General features: G+C 69.2%; 33 protein-coding genes. 15 read left to right on the plus strand and 18 right to left on the minus strand.

The window, feature by feature from the left end; genetic code table 11:
* Window positions 1-35: 35 nt before the first annotated feature.
* Together ACQY72_RS08125 and ACQY72_RS08130 are read right to left on the minus strand one after the other, a co-directional pair.
* On the minus strand, window positions 36-551 hold the full coding sequence (locus tag ACQY72_RS08125; RefSeq protein WP_428152900.1) for an FKBP-type peptidyl-prolyl cis-trans isomerase: 516 nt from the start codon (window positions 549-551) through the stop codon (window positions 36-38).
* On the minus strand, window positions 532-1,734 hold the full coding sequence (locus ACQY72_RS08130) for a threonine ammonia-lyase (RefSeq protein ID WP_428152901.1): 1,203 nt from the start codon (window positions 1,732-1,734) through the stop codon (window positions 532-534). Before ACQY72_RS08130 ends, ACQY72_RS08125 begins: the two co-directional genes overlap by 20 nt.
* Before the next feature lie 176 nt (window positions 1,735-1,910).
* Between ACQY72_RS08130 and ACQY72_RS08135 the strand changes: the two genes are divergently transcribed.
* On the plus strand, window positions 1,911-2,426 hold the full coding sequence (locus tag ACQY72_RS08135; RefSeq protein WP_428152903.1) for a hypothetical protein: 516 nt from the start codon (window positions 1,911-1,913) through the stop codon (window positions 2,424-2,426).
* A gap of 114 nt (window positions 2,427-2,540) precedes the next feature.
* Window positions 2,541-2,738 (plus strand): hypothetical protein, encoded by a 198-nt coding sequence (locus tag ACQY72_RS08140; protein ID WP_135193876.1) that lies wholly within the window; start codon window positions 2,541-2,543, stop codon window positions 2,736-2,738.
* Window positions 2,739-2,752: 14 nt separating this feature from the next.
* On the opposite strand, the gene ACQY72_RS08145 is transcribed toward ACQY72_RS08140, so the two are convergent.
* From ACQY72_RS08145 to ACQY72_RS08165, 5 genes are all read right to left on the minus strand, one after another.
* The gene (locus tag ACQY72_RS08145; protein ID WP_428152904.1) at window positions 2,753-3,286 is read right to left on the minus strand and encodes a GNAT family N-acetyltransferase; all 534 of its coding nucleotides are present in this window, start codon (window positions 3,284-3,286) and stop codon (window positions 2,753-2,755) included.
* 168 nt (window positions 3,287-3,454) lie between these two features.
* Window positions 3,455-3,742 (minus strand): 50S ribosomal protein L27, encoded by a 288-nt coding sequence (gene rpmA, locus ACQY72_RS08150; RefSeq protein ID WP_159848772.1) that lies wholly within the window; start codon window positions 3,740-3,742, stop codon window positions 3,455-3,457.
* A gap of 100 nt (window positions 3,743-3,842) precedes the next feature.
* A complete protein-coding gene (gene rplU / locus ACQY72_RS08155; RefSeq protein WP_428152906.1) occupies window positions 3,843-4,397 on the minus strand; it encodes a 50S ribosomal protein L21 in 555 nt (184 codons plus the stop codon).
* Window positions 4,398-4,573: 176 nt separating this feature from the next.
* Window positions 4,574-5,107, minus strand: coding sequence for a phosphoribosyltransferase (locus tag ACQY72_RS08160; protein WP_428152907.1), 534 nt, complete (start codon window positions 5,105-5,107; stop codon window positions 4,574-4,576).
* Complete coding sequence (locus ACQY72_RS08165; protein ID WP_428152908.1) at window positions 5,100-6,062, minus strand: MJ0042-type zinc finger domain-containing protein; 963 nt, start codon at window positions 6,060-6,062, stop codon at window positions 5,100-5,102. The genes ACQY72_RS08160 and ACQY72_RS08165 overlap by 8 nt, the downstream gene beginning before the upstream one ends.
* Window positions 6,063-6,133: 71 nt before the next feature.
* On the opposite strand from ACQY72_RS08165, the gene ACQY72_RS08170 reads away from it, so the two are divergent.
* The 5 genes from ACQY72_RS08170 to ACQY72_RS08190 are packed head-to-tail and all read left to right on the plus strand — an operon-like array spanning window position 6,134 to window position 9,960.
* Window positions 6,134-6,844 (plus strand): cell division ATP-binding protein FtsE, encoded by a 711-nt coding sequence (locus tag ACQY72_RS08170; protein ID WP_428152909.1) that lies wholly within the window; start codon window positions 6,134-6,136, stop codon window positions 6,842-6,844.
* Window positions 6,841-7,755: a cell division protein FtsX gene (locus ACQY72_RS08175; protein WP_428152911.1), complete on the plus strand. Its 915-nt coding sequence runs from the start codon at window positions 6,841-6,843 to the stop codon at window positions 7,753-7,755. Before ACQY72_RS08170 ends, ACQY72_RS08175 begins: the two co-directional genes overlap by 4 nt.
* Entirely contained in the window at window positions 7,752-8,411 is a 660-nt protein-coding gene (locus ACQY72_RS08180) for a YdcF family protein (protein WP_428152913.1), read from the plus strand. The genes ACQY72_RS08175 and ACQY72_RS08180 overlap by 4 nt, the downstream gene beginning before the upstream one ends.
* Window positions 8,411-9,124, plus strand: a complete 714-nt coding sequence (locus ACQY72_RS08185; protein ID WP_428152914.1) for a lysophospholipid acyltransferase family protein — start codon at window positions 8,411-8,413, stop codon at window positions 9,122-9,124. The genes ACQY72_RS08180 and ACQY72_RS08185 overlap by 1 nt, the downstream gene beginning before the upstream one ends.
* 50 nt (window positions 9,125-9,174) lie before the next feature.
* Window positions 9,175-9,960 (plus strand): MipA/OmpV family protein, encoded by a 786-nt coding sequence (locus tag ACQY72_RS08190; RefSeq protein ID WP_428152915.1) that lies wholly within the window; start codon window positions 9,175-9,177, stop codon window positions 9,958-9,960.
* 45 nt (window positions 9,961-10,005) lie between these two features.
* On the opposite strand, the gene hisC is transcribed toward ACQY72_RS08190, so the two are convergent.
* The 5 genes from hisC to ACQY72_RS08215 are packed head-to-tail and all read right to left on the minus strand — an operon-like array spanning window position 10,006 to window position 16,222.
* Window positions 10,006-11,094 (minus strand): histidinol-phosphate transaminase, encoded by a 1,089-nt coding sequence (gene hisC, locus ACQY72_RS08195; protein ID WP_428152916.1) that lies wholly within the window; start codon window positions 11,092-11,094, stop codon window positions 10,006-10,008.
* Between the two features lie 13 nt (window positions 11,095-11,107).
* The gene (locus ACQY72_RS08200; protein WP_428152917.1) at window positions 11,108-11,794 is read right to left on the minus strand and encodes a hypothetical protein; all 687 of its coding nucleotides are present in this window, start codon (window positions 11,792-11,794) and stop codon (window positions 11,108-11,110) included.
* Entirely contained in the window at window positions 11,794-12,858 is a 1,065-nt protein-coding gene (locus ACQY72_RS08205; protein WP_428152919.1) for a DUF2125 domain-containing protein, read from the minus strand. Before ACQY72_RS08205 ends, ACQY72_RS08200 begins: the two co-directional genes overlap by 1 nt.
* A 33-nt stretch (window positions 12,859-12,891) precedes the next feature.
* A complete protein-coding gene (gene ybaK, locus ACQY72_RS08210; protein WP_428152921.1) occupies window positions 12,892-13,365 on the minus strand; it encodes a Cys-tRNA(Pro) deacylase in 474 nt (157 codons plus the stop codon).
* A 1-nt stretch (window position 13,366) separates the two neighbouring features.
* A complete protein-coding gene (locus ACQY72_RS08215; RefSeq protein WP_428152923.1) occupies window positions 13,367-16,222 on the minus strand; it encodes an ATP-dependent DNA helicase in 2,856 nt (951 codons plus the stop codon).
* Between the two features lie 96 nt (window positions 16,223-16,318).
* Between ACQY72_RS08215 and ACQY72_RS08220 the strand changes: the two genes are divergently transcribed.
* From ACQY72_RS08220 to ACQY72_RS08240, 5 genes are all read left to right on the plus strand, one after another.
* The gene (locus ACQY72_RS08220; RefSeq protein ID WP_428152924.1) at window positions 16,319-16,558 is read left to right on the plus strand and encodes a hypothetical protein; all 240 of its coding nucleotides are present in this window, start codon (window positions 16,319-16,321) and stop codon (window positions 16,556-16,558) included.
* Window positions 16,555-16,992, plus strand: a complete 438-nt coding sequence (locus ACQY72_RS08225) for a type II toxin-antitoxin system VapC family toxin (protein WP_428152925.1) — start codon at window positions 16,555-16,557, stop codon at window positions 16,990-16,992. Before ACQY72_RS08220 ends, ACQY72_RS08225 begins: the two co-directional genes overlap by 4 nt.
* A complete protein-coding gene (locus ACQY72_RS08230) occupies window positions 16,980-19,610 on the plus strand; it encodes a ligase-associated DNA damage response DEXH box helicase (protein WP_428152927.1) in 2,631 nt (876 codons plus the stop codon). The genes ACQY72_RS08225 and ACQY72_RS08230 overlap by 13 nt, the downstream gene beginning before the upstream one ends.
* On the plus strand, window positions 19,607-20,359 hold the full coding sequence (gene pdeM / locus ACQY72_RS08235; protein ID WP_428152929.1) for a ligase-associated DNA damage response endonuclease PdeM: 753 nt from the start codon (window positions 19,607-19,609) through the stop codon (window positions 20,357-20,359). Before ACQY72_RS08230 ends, pdeM begins: the two co-directional genes overlap by 4 nt.
* Before the next feature lie 93 nt (window positions 20,360-20,452).
* On the plus strand, window positions 20,453-20,917 hold the full coding sequence (locus ACQY72_RS08240; protein ID WP_428152931.1) for a hypothetical protein: 465 nt from the start codon (window positions 20,453-20,455) through the stop codon (window positions 20,915-20,917).
* Here ACQY72_RS08240 and ACQY72_RS08245 read toward each other — a convergent pair.
* The 4 genes from ACQY72_RS08245 to ACQY72_RS08260 form a co-directional block, all read right to left on the minus strand.
* Window positions 20,914-21,474: an HNH endonuclease gene (locus tag ACQY72_RS08245; protein ID WP_372692349.1), complete on the minus strand. Its 561-nt coding sequence runs from the start codon at window positions 21,472-21,474 to the stop codon at window positions 20,914-20,916. The two genes, ACQY72_RS08240 and ACQY72_RS08245, sit on opposite strands and share 4 nt — an antisense overlap.
* A gap of 139 nt (window positions 21,475-21,613) precedes the next feature.
* Window positions 21,614-22,012, minus strand: a complete 399-nt coding sequence (locus ACQY72_RS08250) for an ASCH domain-containing protein (protein ID WP_428152932.1) — start codon at window positions 22,010-22,012, stop codon at window positions 21,614-21,616.
* 3 nt (window positions 22,013-22,015) lie between these two features.
* Complete coding sequence (locus ACQY72_RS08255) at window positions 22,016-22,675, minus strand: trimeric intracellular cation channel family protein (RefSeq protein ID WP_428152934.1); 660 nt, start codon at window positions 22,673-22,675, stop codon at window positions 22,016-22,018.
* Window positions 22,672-23,322, minus strand: a complete 651-nt coding sequence (locus ACQY72_RS08260; protein WP_428152935.1) for a DNA-3-methyladenine glycosylase family protein — start codon at window positions 23,320-23,322, stop codon at window positions 22,672-22,674. Before ACQY72_RS08260 ends, ACQY72_RS08255 begins: the two co-directional genes overlap by 4 nt.
* A 112-nt stretch (window positions 23,323-23,434) precedes the next feature.
* Between ACQY72_RS08260 and ACQY72_RS08265 the strand changes: the two genes are divergently transcribed.
* From ACQY72_RS08265 to gluQRS, 3 genes are read left to right on the plus strand one after another with little or no spacing between them, the layout of a single operon-like run.
* A complete protein-coding gene (locus ACQY72_RS08265; RefSeq protein ID WP_372692345.1) occupies window positions 23,435-23,683 on the plus strand; it encodes a type II toxin-antitoxin system ParD family antitoxin in 249 nt (82 codons plus the stop codon).
* Entirely contained in the window at window positions 23,680-23,970 is a 291-nt protein-coding gene (locus ACQY72_RS08270) for a type II toxin-antitoxin system RelE/ParE family toxin (RefSeq protein ID WP_428152938.1), read from the plus strand. Before ACQY72_RS08265 ends, ACQY72_RS08270 begins: the two co-directional genes overlap by 4 nt.
* 3 nt (window positions 23,971-23,973) lie before the next feature.
* Window positions 23,974-24,834 carry a tRNA glutamyl-Q(34) synthetase GluQRS gene (gene gluQRS, locus ACQY72_RS08275; RefSeq protein WP_428152940.1) on the plus strand — a complete coding sequence of 287 codons (861 nt, stop codon included), beginning with the start codon at window positions 23,974-23,976 and terminating at the stop codon, window positions 24,832-24,834.
* Here the strand turns inward: gluQRS and ACQY72_RS08280 are convergent.
* Both ACQY72_RS08280 and ACQY72_RS08285 read right to left on the minus strand, forming a co-directional pair.
* A complete protein-coding gene (locus tag ACQY72_RS08280; RefSeq protein ID WP_428152941.1) occupies window positions 24,818-25,633 on the minus strand; it encodes a TIGR02186 family protein in 816 nt (271 codons plus the stop codon). The genes gluQRS and ACQY72_RS08280 overlap by 17 nt on opposite strands.
* Window positions 25,633-26,556, minus strand: a complete 924-nt coding sequence (locus ACQY72_RS08285) for a sulfite exporter TauE/SafE family protein (RefSeq protein ID WP_135193904.1) — start codon at window positions 26,554-26,556, stop codon at window positions 25,633-25,635. The genes ACQY72_RS08280 and ACQY72_RS08285 overlap by 1 nt, the downstream gene beginning before the upstream one ends.
* Window positions 26,557-26,579 lie beyond the last annotated feature (23 nt).

Consider the following 26,579-nt stretch of genomic DNA (forward strand, 5'->3'; position numbering starts at 1 on the left):
CCGCTTCGCAGGGAGGAGACGGATTGTGTGGGATATCACCCCATCGCCGTGCCGACACCCGATCCGCCGCCGGGCACCTTGGCCACGTCCAGCAGTTTCAGCCGGAAGATCAGCACGGAGTTCGCCGGGATCTTGGGGCTGCTGCGCTCACCATAGCCCAGCTCGGGCGGCACATAGAGCAGCCATTCGTCGCCGACGCGCATCTTCTGCAATGCCTCAGTCCAGCCCTTGACCACTTCCTCGGGCGTGAACACCGCCGGCGCGCCGCGCGCAAACGAGCTGTCGAACACGCTGTTGTCGACCAGCTTGCCCTCGTAATCGACCTTGACCAGGTCGTTGCGGTCCGGGCTGACGCCGCTGGCCGGCCCCGCCTGCACCACCTTGTATTGCAGGCCGCTGGGCAGGGTCACGATGCCCTCCGCCTTGGCGTTCTCGGTCATGAAGGCGACCGCCTCGGCCTTGCCCGCGTTCGGATCGACCGGCTCGGCCTGGCCGCAGCCCGCCAGCAAGAAGGCCGCGACGATTGCCGCCTTACCCCATCCGAAGTTCATAGCCGCGTTCCTTCAAGGCCTCGCCGATCTCGTCAGCGTGGGCGCTATCGCGCGTTTCGACCATGATGTCGAACTCGGCGCCCTTGGCCGGCACGTCCAGCGCCAGGCGGTTGTGGACCACGTCGATGATGTTGCCGCCCAGGCCGCCGATCACCGCCGCCATGGCCGACAACATGCCCGGTCGGTCGTCGCCCAGGATGCGATAGACCAGCAATCTCCGTTCACGGACCATCTCGCGGTTCAGCACCACCGCCAGCATCCGCGCATCGATGTTTCCGCCGCACAGCTCCAGCCCGACCTTCATCCCCTTGAACCGCTCGGGATAGGCCAGCAGGGCCGCCAGACCGCCCGCGCCCGCGCCTTCCGACACCGTCTTCTCATAGGTGACGTAGTGGGCGACGGCCCGTTCGAAGTCCGCCTCCTCGCAGACGAAGACCTCGTCCACCAGCGGGTCGGCCAAGGCGAAGGGGATGTCGCCAACCGCCTTGATGGCGATGCCCTCGGCGATGGTCTGGCCGGTGCAGACCGGCGGCTTGCCCGCCCGCCGCGCGGTGAACGACGGATAGCGCGCGGCCTCGACCCCGAACACCTTGATGTCCGGCTTCATCGCCTTGGCCGCGATGGCGCAGCCGGCGATCAGTCCGCCGCCGCCGATGGGGATGATCAGGGCATCGACGTCAGGCGCATCTTCCAGGAACTCGATGGCGCAGACCCCCTGGCCCGCCACGATGCCCGCGTCGTCGAAGGCGGAGACGAAGACATAGCCCTTCTCGACCTCCAGCCGCTGGGCCGCCTCGGTCGAGCCGGTGAAGTCCAGGCCCTCGATCACCACCGTCGCCCCGTGCGACCGGGTGCCGTTGATCTTGGCGAAGGGCGTGCCCTCCGGCATGACGATGGTGACCGGAACCCCCAGCCGTCCGCCGTGATAGGCCAGGGCCTGGGCGTGGTTGCCGGCGCTGGCCGCCACCACGCCGCGCTTGCGCTCCTCGGGGCTCAGCATCAGCAGTCGGTTCAGCGCCCCGCGCTCCTTGAAGCTGCCGGTGAATTGCAGGTTGTCGAACTTGACCCAGACCTCGGCCCCGGTCAGCTGCGACAGCTTCCTGGAATAGCGGGTCGGGGTGTGGTCGACCTGGCCTGCGATCCGGGCGCGGGCGGCTTGGATATCGGCGAAGGTGACGGTCATGCGGGCGTTTCCGAGCTGTCGCGCCTCGACGAATGGGCGCGTTGTCGGCCCTGTGTCGCGCGTTGTCGGCCCTGGGTCCAGAGGCGGACATCTTGACCGTGGAAGTCGGGCGCCGGGTCGTGCGATAGTGGGCGCGGTCGTCCCCCGCGACCGCGAAATCCCCCGGAGGAAAGCCCATGTCGATCCGCCCCTTCGCCGCCCCAGGCCTCGCCCTCGCCCTGGCCGCCGCCGCCCTTTCGGCCTGCGCCCCCACGACCGGAGGCGGCCTGCCCTATGCCGGGCCTGCGGCCTTCGACGAAGGCGACTTCGGCTGGTCCCAGATGCCCGGCCGCAACAGCATTCAAGGCCAGGTCGCCTTCGCCCAGGACGGCAAGACCTTCTCCTGTGTCGCCAATGTCGGCCTCACCCCCGACACGCCCTACACCCGCGCCCGCTTCCGCACCCTGTACGGCTCGACCGAGCGTGCTGCCGTGCCGGCCGCCGTGGTCCGCGCCCGCACCGTCGCCGACGCCAACGCCGACTACCGGACCTATGTGCGCGACACGCGCTGCGAGAACGGCCGCTTCCGCTTCGACGGCCTGCCGGACGGCGGCTGGTTCCTGATCGTGCCGGTGACGGCGGGCGATGCGCCGCTGGTGCTGATGCGCCATGTCCAGACGCGCGGCGGCCGGGTGGTCGCCGTCACCCTGTGACCCCCACACCTGTTCTCACGAAGATGCGACCCCGGTAACGCGGATCGCCATCTTCTGACCACGAGCGCCCCGGACTGATCGCTTCTTCTGTGCGAGAGTTCGGGGAGCGTTTTCTTGTCCCAACACAATATCGTAGGGTCCGAGGCCTTTACACGAGGGCCATCGGTCATCATCCGCAAATACAAGGCGGGCGGCATGCGGCGGCGACGGTCCAAGACCATCGCCACCTTCATCGCCGGCGCGGGCGCCATGCTGGTGGTTGGCCTGATCACCGCCGCCGCCGTCTATGGACCGACCCTGGCCGGCGGCTGACGCCCGGCTGGCTCTCAGGCCAGCCAGACCATCATGCGGGTGTCCGCCTCGGCCCGACGCGCCTTGCTCCAGGCTCGGCGCGTCTCGCCGGTGTAGAGAAAGCCCGCCTTCTCCAGCACGCGGCCCGACGCCGGGTTGTCGGCGAAATGGCCGGCGACCAGCGCCCGGCGCTTCCACCTGCGGCTGGCCCAGACCAGGGCGGCGTCCAGCGCCTCGGTGGCGAAGCCCCGACCCCAATACTCGCGCCCGATCCAGTAGCCCGTCTCGGGCACGCGATCCTCGCCCTCGAACAGGCCGATCACGCCGATCGGCCCCACGTCCTCATGGTCGATGACGAAGGTGTTGGCCCGCCTCGGATCCTGAGACGCGACTTGCAGCACGAAGTCGTCGGCGTCACGCATCTGGAACGGATGCGGCATGCGCTTGGTCATGCGCGCGATGTCCAGGTCGTTGGCCAGGGCCGCGATGCGCGGCGCATCCTGGGGTGCGGGCGCACGCAGAACCAGGCGCCGGGTCTCGACGACGGGAGAGGTTTCGATGACGCACATGGGCGTTGCCTCGGATCTTCAACCGTCTCCTTGAAGGGCTCGGACGGTCTTCGAGGCGGGGAAACGCAAACGGGGAGCCTGGTGATCCAGACTCCCCGCGGAATATAATCCCTGGTCCGGACCGGCTGCTTTCAGAAGCAACGCCGATCCGGGAAGGTCCAGATCGCGTTACTCGGCGGCCATCGCCACTTGGGCGTCGTCATTGGCCGCGAGGATCGACACGTAACAACGGCCGCCCGCTTTCTTGGTGAATTTCACCGCGCCATGCGTCAAGGCGAACAGGGTGTGGTCGCGGCCCATGCCGATGTTCTCACCCGGATGGAAGGTGGTGCCGCGTTGGCGCACGATGATGTTGCCGGCCAGCACGCGCTCGCCGCCATACTTCTTCACGCCAAGGCGCTTCGACTCGGAGTCGCGACCGTTACGCGACGAACCACCGGATTTCTTGTGAGCCATCTTGCCGCTCCGTCTTTCCTGAGCGTCCTATCGGCCTTTCGGCCTACTTGAGGACGTCTCTCTTAGCTGGGTCTGGCGCTGTGAGGCGCCGGTGAATGTCTTAGGCTTCGTCGCCGGCGGCTTCAGCCTTGGGCGCGGCCTTCTTCTTGGCCGGGGCCTTCTTGGCGGGAGCCGAGCTCTCGACCACGACGCCCTTGACCTCGGCGCCGTCAACGTCGGTCACGACCGTCGAGGTCGAACCCAGCGAAGACGAAGCGTCGCGCGTGGCCAGGTTGCGGGCCCGCAGATTGATCTCGGCCTTGGTGGTCAGATCGACCGTGCCGTCCCACGTGGCGGTCTCACCGGCGCCGTCGATGCCGGTGATGCGCAGGACCGATTCCATCTGGCGGTGGCCGTTCGTACGGCGATAGCCCTGGCGACGGGTCTTCTTGAAGATCTTGATCTTCTCACCCTTGCGGGTCTCGACCAGGGTCGCACCGACGAAGGCGCCGTCGATCAGGGGAGCGCCCAGGGTCACGCCGTTGTCGCCGCCCAGCATCAGGACGCTGTCGAACTTCAGCTCCGAGCCGGCGTCGCCGTCGAGCTTTTCGACGACGATGGTGTCGCCCGGTTGGACCCGGTACTGCTTGCCGCCGGTCTTGATCACCGCGTACATGTTGAAGCCTCAGCGCAAACGCAAAAAAAGATACGCCGTCCGAGGGCACCCCGGGCGGCGAAGAGCGGCGACATATACGGAAGGGTGTCTGAGAGTCAACGCCGAACCCGGCGGAAATTCAGCCCCGGACGGATTATCCCCCGTCGTCGCGGCCTCTGACGCCTCAGTCCCCGGACTCAATCCAGGGCGCAGATGTCGGGCAGGCCGCGCAGGGTTCCGGCGTGGTCCAGGCCATAGCCGACCAGGAAGCGGTTCGGCGCCTCCCAACCGACGAAGTCCGGTTCCGGCGCACGGGGCGCGGGCCAAGGCTTCCTGGCGAAGACGCAGGTCAGGACCTCGGACGCGCCAGCCTCGCGGGCGATGCGTACGGCCTCGGCCAGCGACAGGCCGGTGTCGAACACGTCGTCCAGTATAAGGACGCGACGCCCGGCGATGGGGCGCTGGAACGGGGCATAGACGTCGATGCGGCCCCGGCTGGTCTGTTCGTCACCGTAGGAGGCCAGCCACAGGGCGTCGAAGCGGACGTTACGGCCGACTCGCGATAGGGCGCGGGTCAGGTCGGCGGCGAACCACAGGCCGCCGGTCAGCAGCACGGCGGCGACGGTGTCGTCGTCGATCACGGGCGCGATACGCTGGGCCAGGTCGGCGACGATGCGCGCCACCTCGGTCTCGGGCAGGAGAACGGTCGGCGTCGGGGAGGGATCAGCCATGATGCGAGGGCGATACCGCCTCACCATGCCCCTTGTCCACCGTCCCAACAGGCCGGGCGTCGATCGGAGCCGCAGTGTTCGGCGCATCGGCGCCAGGCGCGGTCGCCGAACGCAGGCCGTGCGCGGCCGCAGCGCCCGTCGCCTCTGATGCAGCGGACGGATGGTCGGCGGCGGTCGGCTGGGCGCCATGAGGCTCAGGCGCAGCCTGCGTCTTGTGATCCTCATGCCCTGCGGCCGGCTTGGCCGGGGCAGGTTTCGCCGGGGCGAAGTCGACGCCGATGCCGGCGCCGTGCCCGCCCGGATCGGGGATCAGGGCGGCGAATCCCTGGACCTTGCCCGGCAGGACCGGCGCGGCGTCGATCTGAACGATCTTGAAGCCCACCTCGGCGCCGTTGGCGTCCACCAGGGCGACGCGGACGGGCGGCGACACGATCTCGACGTCGCGCACATTGCGGATAGCGCCGGACACCACGACCATGCCGGGATGGCCAGGCGCGGCCTTGGCGGTCAAGGCTTCGAAGTCCAGCCCGACCGGGTTCACCGTAGCGCCAAAGAATTTGTAGGCCGAGGCCGCCTTGGGAAAGGCCTGGACGATCTCGACCCGGAACAGGAAGGCCGCCACGATCAGGCCGATGAAGACGCTGGCCAGGCCCGCCCAGACGACGCCGTGGGCGGCGGCGCGACGCAGCTTCTTCTGGCGATCGGCGCGCGCGCGGAAGGCGCGGGGCAGTTCGGGCGCGGGCGTCTCGGCCAGACTGGCGGTCGGCGCAGGCTCCGGTTCGGGAGCGGCCGGGGCGATCTTGGGCTCGGGCGTCAGGGTCAGTTCCAGCGGCTCGTCGGGCGTGGCGCGCCACACTTCGCCGCACGACTGGCACCGGACCTTGCGGCCCTCTGGACCGACCGCGTCGTCACGAATGAAATAGCTGGTGGCGCAGGCCGGGCAGGTCAGTATCATGTGGCTGACTGCGAGGCTGTCGCCCCCTCCCGTAAGGCGCGACGCCGCGCCCTGTTCCTGAAACACATACCATGCCGCCCTCGCCCGCCGAACCCGCCCCCGTGACTGAGACCGTTCGCCTGTCGGGCGTCGGCTTCGGCTATGTGGGCGCGCCCGATGTGCTGAGGGACGTTAACCTCATTCTGCCGCGTGGCTCTTTCCACTTCCTTACCGGGCCGTCCGGGGCCGGAAAGTCTTCGCTGCTGCGCCTGCTGACGCTGGCGGACCGGCCCAGGACGGGAACCCTCCGCCTGTTCGGATCGGATGTCACCCATATCGACCGGCGCGACATCCCGGCCTTTCGACGGCGCATGGGGGTGGTGTTCCAGGATTTTCGCCTGCTGGATCACCTGTCCGCCTTCGACAACGTCGCCCTGCCCCTGCGCCTGGCGGGCGGATACGAGGCCGACTATGCCGCCGATGTGCAGGAGATGCTGAAATGGGTCGGTCTGGGTCGCCGCATGGACGCCCGTCCCCCGGCCCTTTCCGGCGGCGAGAAACAGCGGCTGGCCATCGCCCGCGCCGTCATCACCCGGCCCGGCCTGATCGTGGCGGACGAACCGACGGGCAGCGTGGACGCCGTCATGGCCGACAAGCTGCTGCGGCTGTTCCAGTCGCTGAACAAGCTGGGCGCCACGGTCCTGATCGCCAGCCATGACGAGGCCCTGGCCCAGCGTTCGGGCGCGCGCGTCCTGAGGCTGGACGCCGGGCGTCTGAGCGAACCGTCGCGGGCCGCCGCATGATCCGCCTGTCTGACTTCAGCCTGTCCAGCCGCCGCCCCGGCCTGCTGCCGCCCGCCGCGGCCGGCGAGCCCTGGCTGATGACCGTCATCGCGGTCCTGTGTTTCCTGGCCTGTCTGGCCGCCGTCGCCGCCTCCGCCGCCGACCGGGCCGCCCATGGCTGGGCCAGACAGTTGGGCGCCGAGGCTACGGTGCAGGTGCGCCCCAGCGTCGGCGAGACCGGCGACACCGCCGCCGCCCGCGCGGCCGAGACCCTGTCGGGCGTCGATGGGGTGGAAGAAGCCGCCGCCCTGAGCCGCAAGGCGGCCGAGGACCTGCTGCGACCCTGGCTGGGCGACGCGGTCCTGCCCGACCTGCCCGTGCCGCATCTGGTGACGGTGCGGCTGAACGCCCAGGCGCCCGCCAGCGCCGTGACGCTGAGCCGCGCCTTGGCCGAGGCCGGGCTGGATGCGACGGTGGACGACCACAGTCTGTGGCGCGGCGAGGTCGAGCGGTCCGCCGCCCTGATCACGGCCCTGGCCGGCGCCGCCTTCCTGGCCATCGCCTTCGCCGCCGCCGCCGCCATCGCCTACGCCACCCGCGCTGGTCTGGCGGCCGGGCAAGGCGTGATCGAGACCCTGAGCCTGAACGGGGCGACCGACGGGGCCATCGCCTGGCTGTTCCAGCGGCGATTCGGCCTGATGGCGGCGGGCGCGGGCGCGATTGGCGCCGGGCTGGCGGCGATCCTGCTGGCCTTTCTCAGGTTCCTGGGCGGATCGGACGGGCTGTCGGCGGCGTTGCCGATCACCTGGAGCGACCTTGCGCTGCTCTCGCCATGCCCGCTGCTCGCGGCTACGGTTGCGGTTCTCGCGGCGAGATTCGCCGCCATGCGGGTGCTGGCGTCAGGCAGGCCGACAGAACGGGGAGGCGCATGAGACTGTTGAGCGTCATCGCCATCGCGGCCCTGATCTGGTTGGTCGGCCTGTTCGCCTTTGCGCATCGGGTGCGCGAGCTGACGCCCGCCGACGATCCCGCACGCGCCGACGCCATCGTCGCCCTGACCGGCCCCTCGTCCGAACGGGTCAACACCGCCATCCGCCTGCTGGAACAGGGCAAGGGCGAGCGGGTGCTGATCTCGGGCGTCAACCGCGAGGTCCGCCGCCAGGAGCTGCGTGAGCTGACGCCCGGCTCCAGCCGCCTGTTCAACTGCTGCGTCGATCTGGGCTTCGAGGCCGAGGACACCGTCGGCAACGCCCAGGAGATCGCCGCCTGGACCCGCGCCAAGGGCTATCGCAGCCTGATCGTGGTCACCTCCGACTATCATATGCCGCGTTCGCTGGTCGAAATCCGGGGCCAGCTGCCGGGCGTCAAGCTGACGCCCTACGCCATCTCCACCCCGTCGCTGGACAATGCGCGCTGGTGGCGAGCGGCGGTGACGGCGCGGCGCATGACGCTGGAATACATGAAATACCTCGCCGTCCTGGGCCGCGAGGGCGCGCGTCGCATCACCCGCGACCGGCCCGCCAACACGGAAGGCGACGCCGTGACGCCCTCAACCGACACGTCTCCTGACGAAAAGGCCGCGCCTTAGTGAACACCCTGCGTTCCCTGCTCTTCACCGCCTGGCTCTATCTGTCGATGCCGATCGTCGCCATTGGCCTGTCGCCCGCCCTCCTGGGTCCGCATCGCTACGCTCAGGGCGTGTGCAGGCTGTGGGCCAAGATCGTCCTGTTCGGCCTGCGCTGGATCGCCGGGATCAAGGTCGAGGTGCGCGGGCTGGAACACGCGCCGTCGGGCGCGGCCCTGATCGCGTCGAAACACCAGGGGATGCTGGACATCGTCGCGCTGCTGGCCGTGCTGCCCGACGCCTGTTTCGTGATGAAGAAGGAGCTGATGCCCCTGCCCTTCTTCGGCTGGTTCGCCTGGAAGGCCAAGATGATCGCGGTGGACCGCGCCGGTCACGCCAAGGCCCTGAAGGACATGACCCGCCAGGCGCGCGAGCGCCTGTCCGAAGGCCGCCAGATCGTCATCTTCCCCGAGGGCACCCGCAACGATCCGGGCGTGCCCGGCGACTACAAGCCCGGCGTCGCCGCCATCTATCGCGATCTGGAGGGCTCCTGCTGGCCCGTCGCCACCAACTCCGGCGTCCACTGGCCGGCCCACGGCTGGCGGCGCTATCCCGGCGTGGTCGTATTCGAATTCCTGGAGCCGATCCCGGCCCAGCTGAAGCGGGGCGCCATGATGGCGTTGCTGGAAAGTCGCATCGAGACGGCTTCGTTGGCGCTGCTGGAGCCAAAGACATAGCTCAGGCGTATTGGGACTTCCGATTTCGTCCTTTTAGGAAACCTCCCCGTATGTTCCTGCGTACCTTCGCCCTGACGACCGCCGCCGCCTGCGCCTTCGCCGGTTCCGCCTTCGCCCAGTCGCAACCCTATGAGCAGATCCGTCCGGCGCCTCAGGGCTGGACCGTCGATCTCGGCGTCGGCGCCCTCTACAGCAAGGATAGCGGCGGCGACACAGGCTCCGAAACCCAGGTCGTGCCGTGGGTGTCGGCCAACTATCGCGACGTCGTCTATGTGAACGCCATCGACGGCCTGGGCTGGAACGCGATCAAGACCGACGACTTCCGCGCCGGCCTGCAACTGCGCCCGCGCTTCTCGCCTGAAGACATCGAGGGCCTGGACCTGGATCGTCCCGACTTCGGCGCCGATCTCGCCGCCTATGCCTACAAGCGTCTGCAGGGCAACATCGTGGTCGGCGGCCGGGTCAGCCGCGACGTGACCGACGTCAGCGAAGGCACCGAATACTACGCCTCGGTCGGCCATCAACGCGTCACGCCGGTCGGTCTGCTGAATGCTTCTGTCTATGCCCGCGGCGGCGACGCCAAGCTGGCGGACGCCTACTACGGCGTCAGCGCCGCCGAGGCCGTGCGCAACGGCATCGACGCCTATTCGCCGGGCAGCGGCCTGCAAGGCGCGGGCGCCAGTCTGGTGCTGCTGGTTCCGATCGGCGACAAATGGGGCGCGGGCGCTCTGGTCAACTACGAACGCCGTTTGGGCGACGTCGCCGACAGCCCCCTGTCCCAGGAAGACGACACGATCCGCACGGGCGTCTTCTTCGCCCGCCGCTTCGGCGGCTGATTACAGAGCGGCGGCCGTGGATACGGCCGCCGTCCCTTGCTTCGGTCAGGTCGCGGCGAACTCGCTCAGCGCGTCGATGACGGCGCGATTCTGGTCTTCGGTGCCGATGGTGATGCGCAGGGCCTGGGGCAGGCCGTAGCCGCCGACCGGGCGCACGATGATGCCCTTGGTGTTGAGGTATTCGTTGGCGGCGGCGGCGCGTTCGGGCCCGTCGAACATCACCAGCACGAAGTTGCCGGCGCTGGGCAGCACCTCCAGGCCAAAGCCGCGCAGGGCCTGCGTCAGGCGCGGCTTCCAGTTCGACACCAGCTCACGCGACGCCGTCTGGTGCGCCTCGTCGAACAGGGCGGCGGTCGCGGCGTCGACGCCCGGCACCGAGACGTTGAACGGCAGGCGGATGCGGTCGATGGCCTCGGCGACCTTCACCGGCGCATAGCCGAAGCCGATGCGCAAACCACCCAGGCCGTGGATTTTGGAGAAGGTGCGGGTGACGACGATGTTCTGGGCGTCGCGGGCCAGCGGGAATGCGGTCTCCCAGTCGGCCTCGGTCACATATTCCGCATAGGCCTCGTCCACGACCAGGATGATGTGGGGCGCCAGCGCGGCGTGCAGGCGGCGGATTTCCTCGCCCGTATTGTAGCTGCCGGTCGGGTTCGACGGGTTGGAGACATAGACGATCTTGGTCCGGTCATCGACCTGGGCCAGCAGGGCATCGACCTCGGCTTTGAAGTTCGGCTCGGGCGCCAGCTTGACCTGGGCCTCGCAGCCCAGGGCGCTGATCCGGTAGGCCAGGAAACCGTACTGGCCGCAGACGATGTTGTCGCCGGCCGTCAGATAGGTCTGGTTCAGCAGGGCGAAAACCTCGTCAGAACCGTTGCCGAAGATCAGGCGTTCGGGCTCCAGCCCGTGGATCTCGGCCGCCGCGTCGCGCAGCTTGGTCGCGCGGCCGTCGGGATAGACGTGGATGTTCTTGATCGCGGCCTCATAGGCGGCCCGCGCCTTTTCGCCCGCGCCCAGCATGTTCTCGTTCGAGGACAGCTTCAGCGGCTCGGCGACGCCGGCGATGGAAGACTTGCCGCCGACATAGGGGGCGATGTCGAGGATGCCGGGCTTGGGGGCGGGCGCGTCGGTCATGGGAAACCTTGAACTAATAGATGGGGGCGGCGCCGATGACGCCGTTCAGGCGGCCGGGCGCGCTCTTCAGCCGCCCGTCCTCGGCCTGCACATAGCCCGTCAGCATGAACAGCTTCAAGCCGCCCGCCGCCGCCAGCGGATCGGCGACCAGTCCGACCTCGCCCAGGGCCTCGACGATCTTGGTCTCGGACCAGCCGCTGTCGGTGACCCAAAAGCTGCGGTCGTCGCCGCTCGGGCCAGACATATCTCTGGACACCACGAAGGCCTGGGGCCGGCCGCGCCGGTCGTCCGGCAGGGCGGCGACGATCTTCAGTTCGGGCCGCGCCAGCAGGCGTCCCCACCACGGCCGGTCGGGCGACAGGTCGATCACCGCGCGCGACCCGGCCTCGACCGCCTTCAAGGCATCGTCCGCCGACATCGGTCGCGCGCCCAGACCATAGCGGTCGGTCGCCAGAGCCTGGGCCACGCCGCCGCAGACGACGACGGCCGAGCCGGTCGCGACCTCCAGACGGCCCCACACCGCCTTGACTGCCCCCGCTTCGGAAGGCGACGCGCCGTCCAGCAACTGGCGCAGGGCGATGGCCGAGGCGTCGGCCCGGTCGCGCGGCCCCGCCGTCACCCGCGCGCGCACCGCCTCGACCAAGGCGCGATCCAGCGCCAGCAGGGCCTCGTTCGTTTCGGGTTCGTCCAGCAGGGCCATCAGAACAGCTTGGGCGCCGGGGCCAGGGGGAAGGGGCCGAGCCAGGTGCGGCCGTCGCGGAACACCAGCGTCAGGGGCAGTTGCTCCTGGCCCGTCGCCTTTCCCGTTGCTTGGGCGGCGCCCGCCGCAGCGGCGGCCCCGGCCGCGCCGATCCGGTTGACCGGTCCCTGTCGCGTCGCCATCAGCCCGGCCAGCGCGGGCAGAGGTTTCTGCGCCTGCAGTTCGACCTGGCCTGTCAGCCGTCCGTTCGCATCGGCTCTCAACACGTCGCTGCTCAGGGTCGCGCGGCTGTCGCCGGCCTGCAGGTCGCCGCGCACATTGCGGAACGTCCCGCCCGCCTTCGTCCAGGCCGAGAAGACCCCGGCCGCGTCGCCGCCCGTCTTCAACAGGCTGGCCTGGCCGATCACGGCCTCAAGCTGGGTGGTCAGGCGGCCGTCCTGGGCGAAGCCTTCGACGGGGCCGTCCGCCCTCCCTTGGCCGTCCACCAGGCGGAACATGACATCGACGTCGTCGGTCGGCGTGGTCGAGCCTTCCAGATGCGGCCGGGCGTACAGCTCGATCCGCGCGGCGCGGGCGATGGGGAAGGGTTCGTCGCCTGTCTGGGTCGTGAAGACCGGATTGACCATCTCCAGCGCCAGATTGGGCCAGCGCTGATCGATGCCGCTGGCGCTCATGCGGATGGCGTCGCCCTTGACCGCGACCTCGCCCTTGCCGGCGCGCGTCAGCATCAGCCCCTGCGGCGCCACCACCACCCATTTGGTCGGTTGATAGGCGTTGGCCTCGGCGTTCAGTTCGGCCGCATTGATGGCGTGACCCGACGGCGTCTGCACAACCAGCTGGGTCAGGCCTACACGCGCGCGGAAGGGCCAGCCGGTGATCGTCTTGTCCGCGAACCGCACGTCCCACCCGTCCTGACGCAGGGTCTGGACCTGAGCCTCCAGGCGCGTGTCGATCTGGCGCGTCAGAAAGACCCACCAGCCGGTCCAGACCGCCAGGGCGATCAGCACGAGGATGAAGGGCGCATAGAGGCCCTTGCGGCTGGGTCGCTTTGTGGTGTCGGTCATGCGCGATCCTATAGCGCGCCATTTCCAGCCGTTCTAGGCGGTGAGGTCAGCCAGCACCGCATGCGCGACGCTGCGCGCATCCTCCGGCGCGATGCCCAGCAACAGCCCCCGTTGGCCCGCATTGATCAGCACCTGATCGAACAGGATGGCCGTCTCGTCCATCGCGGTCGGCACGGCCTTCTTCTGGCCGAAGGGGCTGACCCCGCCGACCTTGTAACCGGTCAGCCGTTCGGCGTCGGCGGGCTTCATCATCTGGGCCGACTTGCCCCCCAGCACGGCCGCCAGCTTCTTCATGCTGACCTCGCAGTCGGACGGCACGATGACGCAGGCGGGCGCGCCGTCGACCAGCATCATCAGGGTCTTGAACACCTGCTCGGGCGCAATCCCCAGGGCCTCGGCGGCCTGCAATCCTACTCGCGGCGCATCGGGGTCGTAGTCGTAGGGGAACAGGTCGAAGGCGACGCCGGCCTTGGTCAGGGCGACGGTCGCGGGCGTGGTCTTCGACATCCTAAGTCGTCTCAGGGGTCAGGAAGCTGCGGGTCAGTTCCACCGCATCGGCCAGGCCCATACGCTGCACCTCCGTTCCCGGCGGCAGGCTGGCGAACAGGCGTGTCGGCGTGGCGGCGTCCAGCATCAGGAAGACACCCTTGTCGTCGCCGCGCCGGATCAGCCGCCCGAAGGCCTGGGCGATGCGGGCGCGGGCGAGCGCATCGTCATAACCCTTGCCGCCCAGCCGCTCGCGCCGCGCCTTGTGCAGCAGGTCCGGGCGCGGCCAGGGCACGCGGTCGAAGGCGAGAACGCGCAGCGACCGGCCCGGCACGTCCACCCCGTCGCGCACGGCGTCGGTGCCCAAGAGGCACGAATTCTCCTCGACCCGGAACATGTCCACCAGCGCCCCGACCTCCAGCGGATCGACATGCTGGGCGTACAGGGGCACGCCGGACTTCGCCAAATCCGGCCCCAACCGTTCATAGACCGCCTTCAGCCGGCGGATGGCGGTGAACAAGCCCAGCCCCCCGCCCCCCGCCGCCAGGAACAGTTCGCGCATCGCCGCCGCCGTCTGGCGCGGGTCGTCCTTGACCAGGTCGTTGACGACGATGACCCGGCTGTTGGTCGCATAGTCGAACGGGCTTTCGACCTTCAGGGTGCGGGGCGGATCGATCAGACGGGCCGATCCGGTCCGCATCCGCGCCAGATCGAACGGGTCCTCCTGCATCGGATCGGACAGGGTCGCCGAGGTCACCAGCACCCCGTGCGACGGCACGATCACGGCGGCCTCCAGCGGCACGGTCGGGTCGATCCAGTGTCGACGCAGGGCCACGTCGTGGATGCGGCCGAACGCCGTCTCGGCCGACAGCCAGTCGACGAAGTCGGGATCGGGCTGATCGCCCCCATCCTCCAGCGCCGCCAGCATCGACCGCCACCCCGGCAGGGTCATGCGCGCGCGCCGGTCCAGACCGCGCAAGGCCCCCTCGATGCGGGATCGTTGCGAGCCGTCCAGCTCGGCCGCCTCGTCGTCGAGGATGTCTTCCAGATGCCGCGACAGGGCCAGCAGCGGCGCCTCGATGGCGGCCAGGGCCTGAGCCGCCGCGCGGGCGGTCTCCGCGACCGGATCAGTCACCGGTTTCAGCGCGCACTCCATGCCGAACTCGGGCCCGCCGTATGTGTTGGTTTCGGCCGTGCGCGCGCGCAGCTGGTCCAGAGCGGCAGCGAGAAAGGCCTCGATGGGGCCGATGGGGTTCACCTCGCCCGAGGCAGGGGCCACCCGACCCGACACCCCCTCGCCCGGAAGCGCAGCCGAGGCGCGGATGGCGTCCTGCAGCGCCTTCAACGCCGCCTCATTGTCGCCGACCATGTCGCCCAGCCGCTGCTCCAGCCCGCGACCGCGACGCCCCCGCCCCTCCGGCCCACGGATCCAGCGGCGCAGCTCGGCCGCCTCCTGGCCCGACAGACAGGCGGAAAAGGCGCTGTCGGCGGCGTCGAACAGGTGGTGGCCCTCGTCGAAGACGATCCGCTTCAGCGCCGCCGTCTCGCCGTCCTGCTTCTGGCCACGCGCCGACCGCGCCCCGTCGAAGGCGGCCTGGGTCAGGACCAGGGCGTGGTTGGCGATGACCAGGTCCGCGCGCCGGCTGGCGCGGATGGTCTTCTCCACGAAACAGGTGCGGTAGTGGGGACAGGCGGCGTGGACGCACTCCCCGCGCCGATCCACCAGGTTCGCCGCCCCCGCCGCATGGGCCGCCGGCATGGCGAACAGGCCGGGCAGCCAGCCGGGGAAGTCGCCGCCCGTCATGTCGCCGTCGCGCGTGTGCAGGGCCCAGCGCCCCGCCAGCGCCAGGCCGATCAGGTCGCCGTTCCCCAGCTGGGCCGCTTGGACCATGTCCTGCAGGTTCAGGACGCACAGATAGTTCTCGCGCCCCTTTCGGATCACCGCCTTCTTCTTGCGCTCGGCCGGATCGGGCCACAGCGAATGGCTCTCGCGGTCGATCTGGCGTTGCAGGGCGCGGGTATAGGTCGAGATCCACGCCGCCCCCTGGTTCCGCTCGGCCCACAGGGAGGCGGGCGCCAGATAGCCCAAGGTCTTGCCCGTGCCGGTCCCCGCCTCGGCCAGCAGCACGCGCGGCCGACCCTCTTCGTTGCGTGGCGAAAAGGCGAAGGCGGCCTCGGCGGCGTAATCCGATTGGGTCGGCCGTGTCTCGTCCAGGCCCGAGGCCTGAAGCAGTTTCTCAAGCCGGATGCGCGCGCTCTCGCTGTCCACCGGGGCCGAGCCCGCCTCGCCGCGCGGCGCCTCATCCTCCCATTCCGTCAGCCGGCTCCAGACATCCAGGCCCGACCCGCGATGCTGGCGCGCCCGCACGCCGCCGGCCTCCAGCGCCTGAACCGCACGCTCGCCCCAGGCCCAGCCCGCGCGCTGCATCGTCAGGGCCAGGACATAGGCCGCCTCACGCTCGGGATAGGCCGGCTCGGCCAGTTCGCGCAGCAACAGACCCGCCGCCTCGCACAGAGCCGCCGCCTGTTCCTCGGCCGACTTCGGCTCGGCCAGCCCCAGCGACAGGGCCAGCCCCGTCGGCGACGGCGCGCAGAACCGCGCCGGCCGCACGAAGGCGTAAAGCTCCAGCACATCCATCAACTCGGACGACCTCGGCGGCGGCGTCAGCCCCAGCCGCCGCGCCGTCAACGAGGCGTGGGCCATCATCACCGGCCCGGTCGTGAACACGCCCTCGGCCGCCCCGCGCCCGATCTTCCTCGCCCCCGCATCGTCGCACACCGCACCCGAGCCGGGCGGCGTGGCGAGCGCCGGCGGGAGCCCCGCCCACGGCTCGGCGCCGGTCAGGCGGGTTTCAGCGATGACGGATTCGTCGGACACGACCGTTAGATAGCGACCTCGGGGCTGAAACGGAACGGGAACATCTGGTTTCGACCGCCACACAGTTATATATGTCGATGGAACGAGGAGATCGCCGTGAACAAACCGATTGATCCCACGGACTGGCTGGTCGCCATGGCCGCCAAGATCGAGGTCGAAGGCCCGCAGACGGTTGACGTCGCCGGGCACGGCCGCGTGACCTTGATCGCCGAGGCGGAATTCCGGCGATTGAACGAACGCAAGCCCACCTTCAAGGAGTGGCTGCTGACCGGTCCCCGGCTTGACGACGTCGAGATTGAGCGCGATCCGCGTCCCAGCCGAGACTTCTCTTTTTGAAGTATCTGCTCGACACCAATGCGATCAGCGAAACGCTAAAGGCCCGACCCAACGAGGGCTTTCTCGATTGGCTGGATACGGTCGTCTCGCTGCCGGAAGAACTCGACGACACCTTGTACATCAGCGTCCTGTCTCTGGGGGAGATGCGGCGTGGCGCGCTGAAACTGGCGCCCGGGCCGAGACGCGAGGTGATCGAACGAAGGATCGCAGAGATGGTCGAAGACTACAGCGATCGGCTTCTCGCTGTGGATCTCGCGGTCGCAGAACAGTTGGCCATACTGGCCGAGCGCTACAAGGTAAGCGGGATTACCGTGGGGCTGATCGACGAATTGATCGCCGCGACCGCGCTCGCCAACGATCTGACCCTGGTCACACGCAACATTCGCCACTTCGAGCATAGCGGTTGCCGTCTGCTATCGCCATGGAACGTGTGACGACCCTTCCGCCTCTTTTCGCCGACTGGTTCGCGGGGCGCGGCTGGTCGCCCCGGCGGCATCAGCTGGAGATGATCGCGGCGGGTGAAGCGGGCCGGCACGCGCTGCTGGTCGCGCCGACCGGCGGGGGCAAGACGCTGGCGGGGTTTCTGCCCAGTCTGATCGAACTGTCGGAGCGAGGTCCGAGGCCGGCGACCGGGCCGGGGTCGGGGGTGCACACCCTGTATCTGTCGCCGCTGAAGGCCCTGACCACCGACGTCGAGCGCAATCTGATGACGCCGATCCGCGAGATCGGGCTGAACATTCACGTCGAGACGCGAACCGGTGACACCAAACAGTCCAAGCGCCAGCGGCAGCGCGACTTCCCGCCCGACATCCTGCTGACCACGCCCGAGCAACTGGCCTTGTTCTGCGCCTGGGAGGGCGCGCGGGCCTATTTCGCCGATCTGAAATGCGTGGTGCTGGACGAGGTCCATGCGATCTGGAGCGGCAAGCGGGGGGACCTGCTGTCGCTGGGGCTGGGGCGGTTGCAGAGCTTTTCGCCAGGGATGCGGCGGGTGGGGCTGAGCGCGACCATCGAGGATCCCGATCTGATCCGGGGGTGGTTGGCGCCGGGTGATGCGGACACAGAGAACCCCTCCACCGCTTCGCGGTCCCCCTCCCCGCAAAGCGGGGAGGAGACGCAGGCCGAGCCGTCTCCTCCCCGCTTTGCGGGGAGGGGGACCGCCGAAGGTGGTGGAGGGGCTCTCAACGCAGTCACGCTGGTCCGTGGCGACCCCGGCGCGCCCGCCGTCATCGACGTGCTGATCTCCGAGGGCAAGGTGCCGTGGGCAGGCCATACCGGCCAGCACGCGATCCCCGAGGTCTACGCCGCCATCCAGCGTTCGACCCTGGCCCTGATCTTCGTCAACACCCGCTGGCAGTCGGAGTTCGTCTTTCAGCAGCTGTGGGCCATCAACGACGAGAACCTGCCCATCGGCCTGCACCACGGCTCGCTGGCGGCGGAGCAACGGCGCAAGATCGAGGCGGCGATGGCGCGGGGTGACCTGCGGGCGGTGGTCTGCACCTCGACACTGGACCTGGGCATCGACTGGGGCGACGTGGACCTGGTCATCCAGATGGCGGCGCCGAAGGGTTCCAGCCGCCTGGTCCAGCGGATCGGCCGCGCCAACCACCGGCTGGACGAGCCGTCGCGCGCCCTGCTGGTGCCCGCCAGCCGGTTCGAAATGCTGGAGTGCCAGGCCGCGCGCGAGGCGGTGGCCGACAACGCCTTCGACTGGGAGCCGGTCCACATCGGCACACTGGACACCCTGGCCCAGCACGTGATGGGCGTGGCCTGTTCCGAGGCCTTCGACATGCAGGCCCTGTATGACGAGATCACCGGCTGCGGCCCCTATCGCGACCTGACGTGGGAGCAGTTCGAGGAGGTGGTCGATTTCGTCGCCACCGGCGGATACGCGCTGCGCACCTATGACCGGTTCGCGCGCATCGTCAGGACCCAGGATGGCCGCTGGAAAGTCCGGAACCAGCACATCGCCCAGCGCCACCGCATGAACGTCGGGGCCATCGTCTCGGCCGGCACCCTGAACGTCCGGGTCGCGAGCCGCCGGGGCGGGGCATCTCGCCAGCTGATCGGCGGCCGCAAGGTGGGCGAGGCCGAGGAGTGGTATTTCGAACAGCTGACGCCCGGCGACACCTTCCTGTTCGCCGGCCAGGTCTGGGCGTTCCAGGGCATCACCGGCACGGACGCCCTGGTCACCCACGCCAATGACAAGGATCCCAAGATCCCGTCCTGGGGCGGGTCGAAGTTCCCGCTGTCGACCTCGCTGGCCGACCGGGTGCGGACCATGATCCACGACCGCGACCACTGGCGCGTCCTGCCGCCCGACGTGCAGGAATGGCTGGAGCTCCAGGAGACCCGCTCGGTCATTCCCAATGCGGAATCCATGCTGGTCGAGACCTTTCCGCGCGGCAGCCGCCATTTCCTGGTCGCCTATCCGTTCGAGGGCAATCTGGCCCACACCACCCTGTGCATGCTGCTGACGCGGCGGCTGGACCGGATGGGCGTCGGGCCGCTGGGCTTCGTAGTGACGGACTATTCGCTGGCCATCTGGTCGATCAAGCCGATGGACGGGATCGATCTGGACGCCCTGTTCCAGTCCGACATGCTGGGCGACGATCTGGAGGCTTGGCTGGAGGAAAGCTTCATGATGAAGCGGTCCTTCCGCAATTGCGCCCTGATCTCGGGCTTGATCGAGCGACGCCTGCCCGGCGCCGAGAAGACCGGGCGGCAAGTGACCTTTTCCACCGACCTGATCTACGACGTGCTGCGACGCCACCAACCTGACCATCTGCTGCTCAAGACCGCGCGCGCCGATGCAGCATCCGGCCTGCTGGACGTGGCCCGGCTGGGCCAGATGCTGACGCGGATCGAGGGCCGGATTCGGCATCAGCCCCTGACGCGGCCCTCGCCCTTCTGCGTGCCGGTTCTGGTCCAGATCGGGCGCGAGCGGGTGGGCGGGGACGCCGCCGAAATGATCCTGGACGAGAGCGCCGACCTGCTGATCGCAGAGGTCATGGACGACGCCGAACCGCAAACCCAGTCGGGGGCCGCATGAACGCCGCCCTGCGCCAGACACTGTCCCCCGCCCGCAAGACCTGCGGGTCGTTGAGCGTGCGGATCGCGGGCGAGGCCTGCGTGCTGCGTTGCTCTGGCGCCCTGTGGGTTCCGGCCCACCGCGCCTTGGTCGTGGCGGACCTGCACCTGGAAAAGGGGTCGGCCTTCGCCGTGCGGGGTCAGCTGCTGCCGCCCTATGACAGCCGGGCCACGCTGGACAAGCTTGAGGCCGAGATCGACGATCTGGACTCGGCCATGGTCGTGCTGCTGGGCGACAGTTTCCATGACACTAAGGCCATTCCCCGCATGGCGGCCGAAGACCGCGCGCGGCTGGACCGGCTGGCGGCGGGGCGCGACTGGCTGTGGCTGGAGGGCAATCACGACCGCGAGGCCCTCGCTCGGGATGCGGACGCCGCGACCCGCCTGCCCGGCCGCATCGTCGGCGACATGGCCCTTGGCGCGCTTCGCCTGACGCATGAGCCCGAACCGTTGACAGCCGACGACGACCGGCGAGGCGAGGTCGCGGGCCACCTGCACCCCGCCGCCAAGGTCGCCGCCTATGGACGCGGCGTGCGGCGGCCGTGTTTCGTCACGGACGGATCGCGCATCGTCCTTCCGGCCTTCGGCGCCTTCACCGGCGGATTGAACGTGCGCGATCCCGCCATCGCCGATCTGTTCGCCGCCCCGCCCCTGGCCGCCGCCCTGGGACGGGACCGGGTCCACGCCCTGAACTGGGACGTGCTGCGATAGGGCGTTCGTAAAGCGTTCAGCACGTCGCTTCACCGCATCTTGGCGGACGGCGATGCAGGATGACGGCGGATCAACGTCACGGACGCCCGCCTCATGCTCACGCCCCGCCGCATCGTCATGGCCGCCCGCCTCGGCTTCGCCCTGACGGCGCTGGGCATGGCCGTCCTGATGCTGGGACCGTTCCAGGGGCTGGAGCAGGTCTTCGGCCTGAACGACAAGGCCGCCCACGTCATCGCCTTCTATGGCCTGGCCAGCGGCCTGTTCCTGATCGCGCCCAGCCAGCGCCGCGACGACCTGGCCTTGTATGTCATCGCCGCCGCCTTCGGCGTCGAACTGCTGCAAGCCCTGACCGGCCGCAGCGTCTCCATCATCGACTTCCTGGCCGGCGCCGCCGGCGTCACGGCCGCCTGGGCGCCCGGCCGTATCGAGCAACTGCGCCAATCCTTCCGCCGCCATCCCGACCTGAGCCTGTCCGAGATCGACCGTCTGGACCGACGCCTGCGCCGTCGTCGCGCATCAACCGGCCCGTCGCCCGTGAGCGCCGTCCTGCGCCCCTAGGGCTCCAGCTCGATGTCCCAATAAAGATAATCGAGCCAGCTCTGGTGCAGATAGTGGGGCGGGAAGCGTCGGCCGGCGTCCTGGAGCTGCCAGGCGTTGGGGCGGTAGGGTTCGCGGCGGATCGGCATCATGGCCTGGCGCGGGGTGCGGCCGCCCTTGGCCAGGTTGCAGGGGCTGCAGGCGGCGACGATATTCTCCCAGGTCGTGCGCCCGCCGTGAGAGCGGGGGATGACGTGGTCGAAGGTCAGTTCCTTGGATTCCCCGCAGTACTGACAGGCGAAACCGTCGCGCAGGAAGACGTTGAAGCGGGTGAAGGCGGGGTTGCGGTCCTGGTCCACATAGCTGCGCAGCGCGATCACGCTGGGAAGCTGCATCTCCATCGAAGGGGAGCGGACGACCTTGTCATACAGGGACACAACGTCCACGCGGTCCTGATAGACCGCCTTGACCGCCTCCTCCCACGGCCAGAGCGACAGCGGATAGTAGGACAGCGGCCGAAAGTCGGCGTTCAACACCAACGCGGGAAAACCGGAGGGCGGTCGATGGAGAACCTGCATCAGGCCCTCCCGCGCGGACGGGGGGATATCGAGGCGACAGAGGTGAGGACACGTCTCCTTCCCTAGTCTTGCAGCGACAGCCTACGCGTGATTCCTGCTCATCGCCATGACCAGAGTGCAGCGTTTTCGTGACGCGGCGTCAGAAAACCTCGACCAGTTCGAAACGCTCGCAGACGACCTTCATGCCCGGCGCCCAGCTGCCCTCGCGACGGTAATAGGCCTCGTGCGCGTCGCGCCACCATGCGTAGCTCAGGTCGCCCTCCCCCTCGGCGCGGGCGAATTCCTCGCCGACGTCTTCGAAGGCCATGATCTCGACCTGGGTCGTGCGAATGGCGCAGCGGGGGGCGCCCGCGCCGTCCAGGATCACGCTGACCTCGCCGACCGTCGGCATGATGTCGGCCTCGCACGCCGCCAGAGACGAACAGGTGGCCCGCTTGCCGCCCGCCAGCACCAGGGCCAGCAATTCGTCGGCCAGTTCGGGGCTGTCGCCGAAAGGCCAGCGCGGGGCGTCGCGATAGGCGGCGGAAATTTCGCTCATGACCTAGGCCCGGCTGGCATGGGTGGGAAAGCCCGGCAGGGTCCAGCCCCAGCGCAGGGCGCAGGCCCGCAACAGGAAACCGCACAGGGCGGCGACGATGGCGGCCGGCCAGATCGGCATGCCGGGCGCCCTCAGCGCGATATAGACCGTCGCCGCCAATATGGCCGCCGTGACGTTGATCTCTCGCCGCAGCAGGATCGACGGCTGACCCGCCAATGTGTCGCGCACCACCCCGCCGAAACAGGCCGTCAGCGTGCCCATGACGATGCAGATCAGGGCCGGCGCGCCCGCCGCCTCGGCCTTGGCCGCGCCCATGACGCCGTAAGCCGCCAGCCCCACCGCATCCAGCCACAGCAGGGCGCGGAACCGCCAGTCTCGCTGTCCCACCAGCCACAGGGCCGTCGAGGCGAACAGGCAGACCGCCAGATAGCGCCAATCCTGAACCCAGAAGACGGGCAGGCCCAGCAGCAGGTCGCGCAGGGTGCCGCCGCCCACGCCGGTGATGGCGCCGAAGAAGGCGAAGGTGACCACGTCGTGCTTCTCGCGCGCGGCGGCCAGGGCGCCGGTCGCGGCGAACACGGCGACGCCGGCGAAGTCCAGCGCCGACAGCACGGTCTGGGGATTGCGCAGGGGTTCGGTCAGGACGGGATCGAGCGGGGTCATTGCGCAGCCTCCAGAACGATCTCGCCGCGCTTGACGCCCGTGTACCAGGCCCACAGCAGATGGGTCGCCACCGCCCGATACGGTCGCCAGACCTCGGCGCGGGCGTAGGCGGCTTTCTGGTCCGGCCGCACCTCGACGCCGTCGGCCCAGCGTATGGCTTCTTGCAGCGCCACGTCGCCGCCGGGAAACACGTCCAGCCGCCCCTCGCACATCAACAGATAGGCCTCGGCCGTCCACAGCCCCACGCCCTTCAGCGCCGTCAGGGCGGCGATAGCCGCTTCGTCGTCGAGGCTGGCCAGATGCTCCAGATCGATCTCGCCGGCGAGCTGGGCGCGGGCGATACCCTGACCATAGGTCGCCTTCTGCCGCGACAGGCCCATGCCGCGCAGTTGGTCCAGATCATGCGCCAGCAACAGCTCGGGCGTGATCCCGCCCATCCCCTCGCGCAGCCGCGCCCAGACCGAGGCGGCCGAGGCCACCGAAACCTGCTGCTCCACGATCATGCGGAACAGCCCCTCGAACCCACCGACCCGCAGCCGCCATTCGAACGCCGGCGTTTGCGCATGCACGCGCGCCATGGCCGGATCGGCAGCGACCAGCGCCTCGCGCGCAGCGGCGATGTCCTGGGGCGTGGGTTGAAGCGGCATGGCCCATCTATGACCTGCTCAGGCGTTCAAGGAAATGGAGGCATTGGCGGATTTCGGCTGGCGACCGCCCTAGGTAATAACTATTATTGGCGGGTGGATTGAGGATGTCGTCATGACCATGACCGTCGAACTGGGTGCGCTGGAACAGGTGGTGGACCGTCTGGTCCGCGACGGCCGATACGGCTCCAAGAGCGAGGTGCTGCGCACCGGCGTGCGGTTGGTGCAGGAGCATGAGGCGCGACTTGCGGCCCTGCTGGGCAAGCTTGAAGAGGGGATCGCCGACGCCGACGCCGGCCGGTTGACCCCGCTCGAAGACGCCCGCGCCGCGTTCGAGGCCCGGTGGGCCGCCGAGGGCGAATGAGAGTTCGGCTCGCCGACGCCGCCTTACGCGACCTGGCTTCGATTGAGGGCCATGTGGCTCTGGACAGCCCAAACGCGGCGCGCCGATTGGTCAGGACGCTTTTTGGACGCTGCGAAACGCTCGCCCAAAATCCCCGGCGCTATCCAGAGGCCGGCATCGCCGATCTGCGAAAGCGCCCCGAGGGCAGCTATCTGATCTTCTATAGGGTGACGGCCGATGTTGAGGTCGTCCGCATACTTCACGCCGCCCGCGACTGGACGCATCTGCTGGCGACGGACGAAGACTGAGCCGTGTTCGTCACCCGCTTCGCCCCCTCGCCCACCGGCCGCCTGCACAGGGGCCATGCGTTCTCGGCCCTGACCGCCTGGTCCGTGGCGAAGGCGGCGGGCGGGCGGTTTCTGCTGCGGATCGAGGATATCGATCCGACGCGGTGCAGGCCGGACTACGAGGCGGCGATACTGGAGGATCTGGCCTGGCTGGGTCTGGACTGGGAGACGCCGGTGCGGCGCCAATCGGATCATCTGGACGACTACGCCGCCGTGATCGAAGACCTGAGAGAGCGCGGGCTGCTCTATCGGTGTTTCCGCACGCGCAAGGACATCCTGAACGCCATCGGCGACGCGCCGCACGGGGCGATGGAGGCGGTGCGGCCCGGCCCGCATCCGGCACAGGAAGAGGCGCGACTGCTGGCTTCGGGTGCGCCGTTCGCCTGGCGGCTGTCGCTGGATCGGGCGCGCGAGGCGCTGGGCGATGCGGTTTGGACCGGCCTGAGCTTTGTCGAGGAGGGCGAGGGTCCGAACGGCGAGACCGGCGTCGTCGCCGTCGATCCCGAGGCGGCGGGCGACTTGGTGCTGGCCCGCAAGGATACGGGCGTCGCCTATCATCTGGCCGTGACGCACGACGACGCGCTGCAGGGCGTGAGCCATGTGATCCGGGGACAGGACCTGTTCGAGGCGACCCATGTGCAGCGTCTGATCCAGACGCTGATGGGCTGGCCCGCGCCGACCTATCGTCATCACCAGCTGCTGGCGGGACCGGACGGGCGGCGCTACGCTAAGCGGGATCGCTCGGTCACTCTTGCGGAACTGCGGGCGGGCGGAGTGACGGCCGAGGCCCTGCGCGCCGAACTGGGCTTCAGCTTCGGCGGCTGAAGATGCGCGAGGCGCCGTAGCCGGTCAGGGCGGCCAGCACGACGCACAAAACGCCGTACAGCCACGGACGACGGTGGGCGAACTCGTAGATGTCGCGCTCCAGCCCGACCTTCTCGACCGTCAGCGTCAGGTTCGACACCGACTGCGGCTCGCCGTTCTGGAACAGCCAGACCTCGGCGTAGTATTTGCCGGTCGGGGCGACGGTGGGCAGTTCGACCTCGGCGCGGAACAGGCCCCGGTCGACGAACTCTACACCCTGAGAATCGGTGTCGTAGAGGGCGGCGGCCTCCTTCAGACGGATCACGGCGCGGCGCCAGTCCAGATAGTCGTCGCCCAGCCGGCTGACGACCACGTCGCGCACGCCATAGCGGGTGACGGTGCGGCTTTCCTCCGGCGCGTCGATGCGCAGGTGATCGACCCCCACACCGAGGCGCCGCAACTGGCCGAAGTCGGCGATGTCGCTGAGCGGGCGGGTGGAGGCGGTCATGTAGAAGCCGGGCGCGCCTTCGAACAGCACGGGCCGGCTGTTCAGCCAGACGCCCGAGGTGCGGGTCTTCTTGACCAGGCGGATCGGCGCGTCCGGCCCCCGCACCACCACGACGACATCGGCCGGCTCGGACGTCGGATTGAACACCGCGCCATACAGAACAATGGACGCGCCCGTGAAGCTGGAATCGACCCGAACCTGGGCGTCCGTCAGGGCGGCGGCGACGCGCAGGTCGCTCGTCGTCGCTTCGGACCGATCCGGGGCCGGAGCCGGCGCTGTGATCGCTGGCGGTGGGGGAGGAAGCGCCTGCATCAGTCCGCGATCCCCGGCGCGATCATGAAGATGTCGTTGGGTCGCACGAACAGGTCCAGTCCCATCTGGATCCCGACCAGCAGCACGATCAGCCCCAGCGCCGCCCGCAGCTCCTCGGCGCGGAACCGACCGGCGAACCGCGCGCCGACCTGGGCGCCGACCACGCCGCCCAGCAGCAGGATGGTGGACAGGACGATGTCGACTGTCTGGTTGCGGCCGGCCTGGAGGATGGTGGTGATGGCGGTGGTGATGATGATCTGGAACAGGCTGGTCCCCACCACGGCGCCCGCCCGCATCCGCAAGATATACAGCATGGCCGGCACCAGGATGAAGCCGCCGCCCACCCCCATGATGGCCGACAGGACCCCGGCGAAGACGCCCAGGCCGAACGGCGGCAGGGCGCTGATGTACAGACCCGACTTGGGGAACTTCATCTTCAGCGGCAGGCCATACAGCCACATCGGCCGCCGGCGCTGCTTGTGCGGCGCGGGCAGGCCCCGACGACGGCGCAGGATCTCGGTCAGGCTCTCGTTCAGCATCAGAACGCCGATGGCGCCCAGGAAGACGAGATAGGAGACGGCGACGACCAGGTCGGCCTGGCCCAGCAGACGCAGATATCGAAACAGCTCGACCCCCGCCAGGGCGCCGACCGCGCCGCCGGCGGCCATGACCGAACCCATCTTGAAATCGACCGCGCCCGCGCCCGCATAGCGGATGACGCCGGAGGTCGAGGAGGCGACGACGTGGCTGGCCTGGCTGGCGACGGCGACGGTCGGGGGGATGCCCAGGAAGACCAGGATCGGCGCCATCAGAAAGCCGCCGCCGATGCCGAACAGGCCGGACACGAACCCGACCACCGCCCCCAGGATCACCAGGGTCGGCCAGTTCACCGAAACCTCGGCGATCGGCAGATAGATGTCCAAAGGACGCGCCTTCGGCTGAAGCG

This window comes from Brevundimonas sp. (genome assembly GCF_965279155.1).
GTDB lineage: Bacteria > Pseudomonadota > Alphaproteobacteria > Caulobacterales > Caulobacteraceae > Brevundimonas.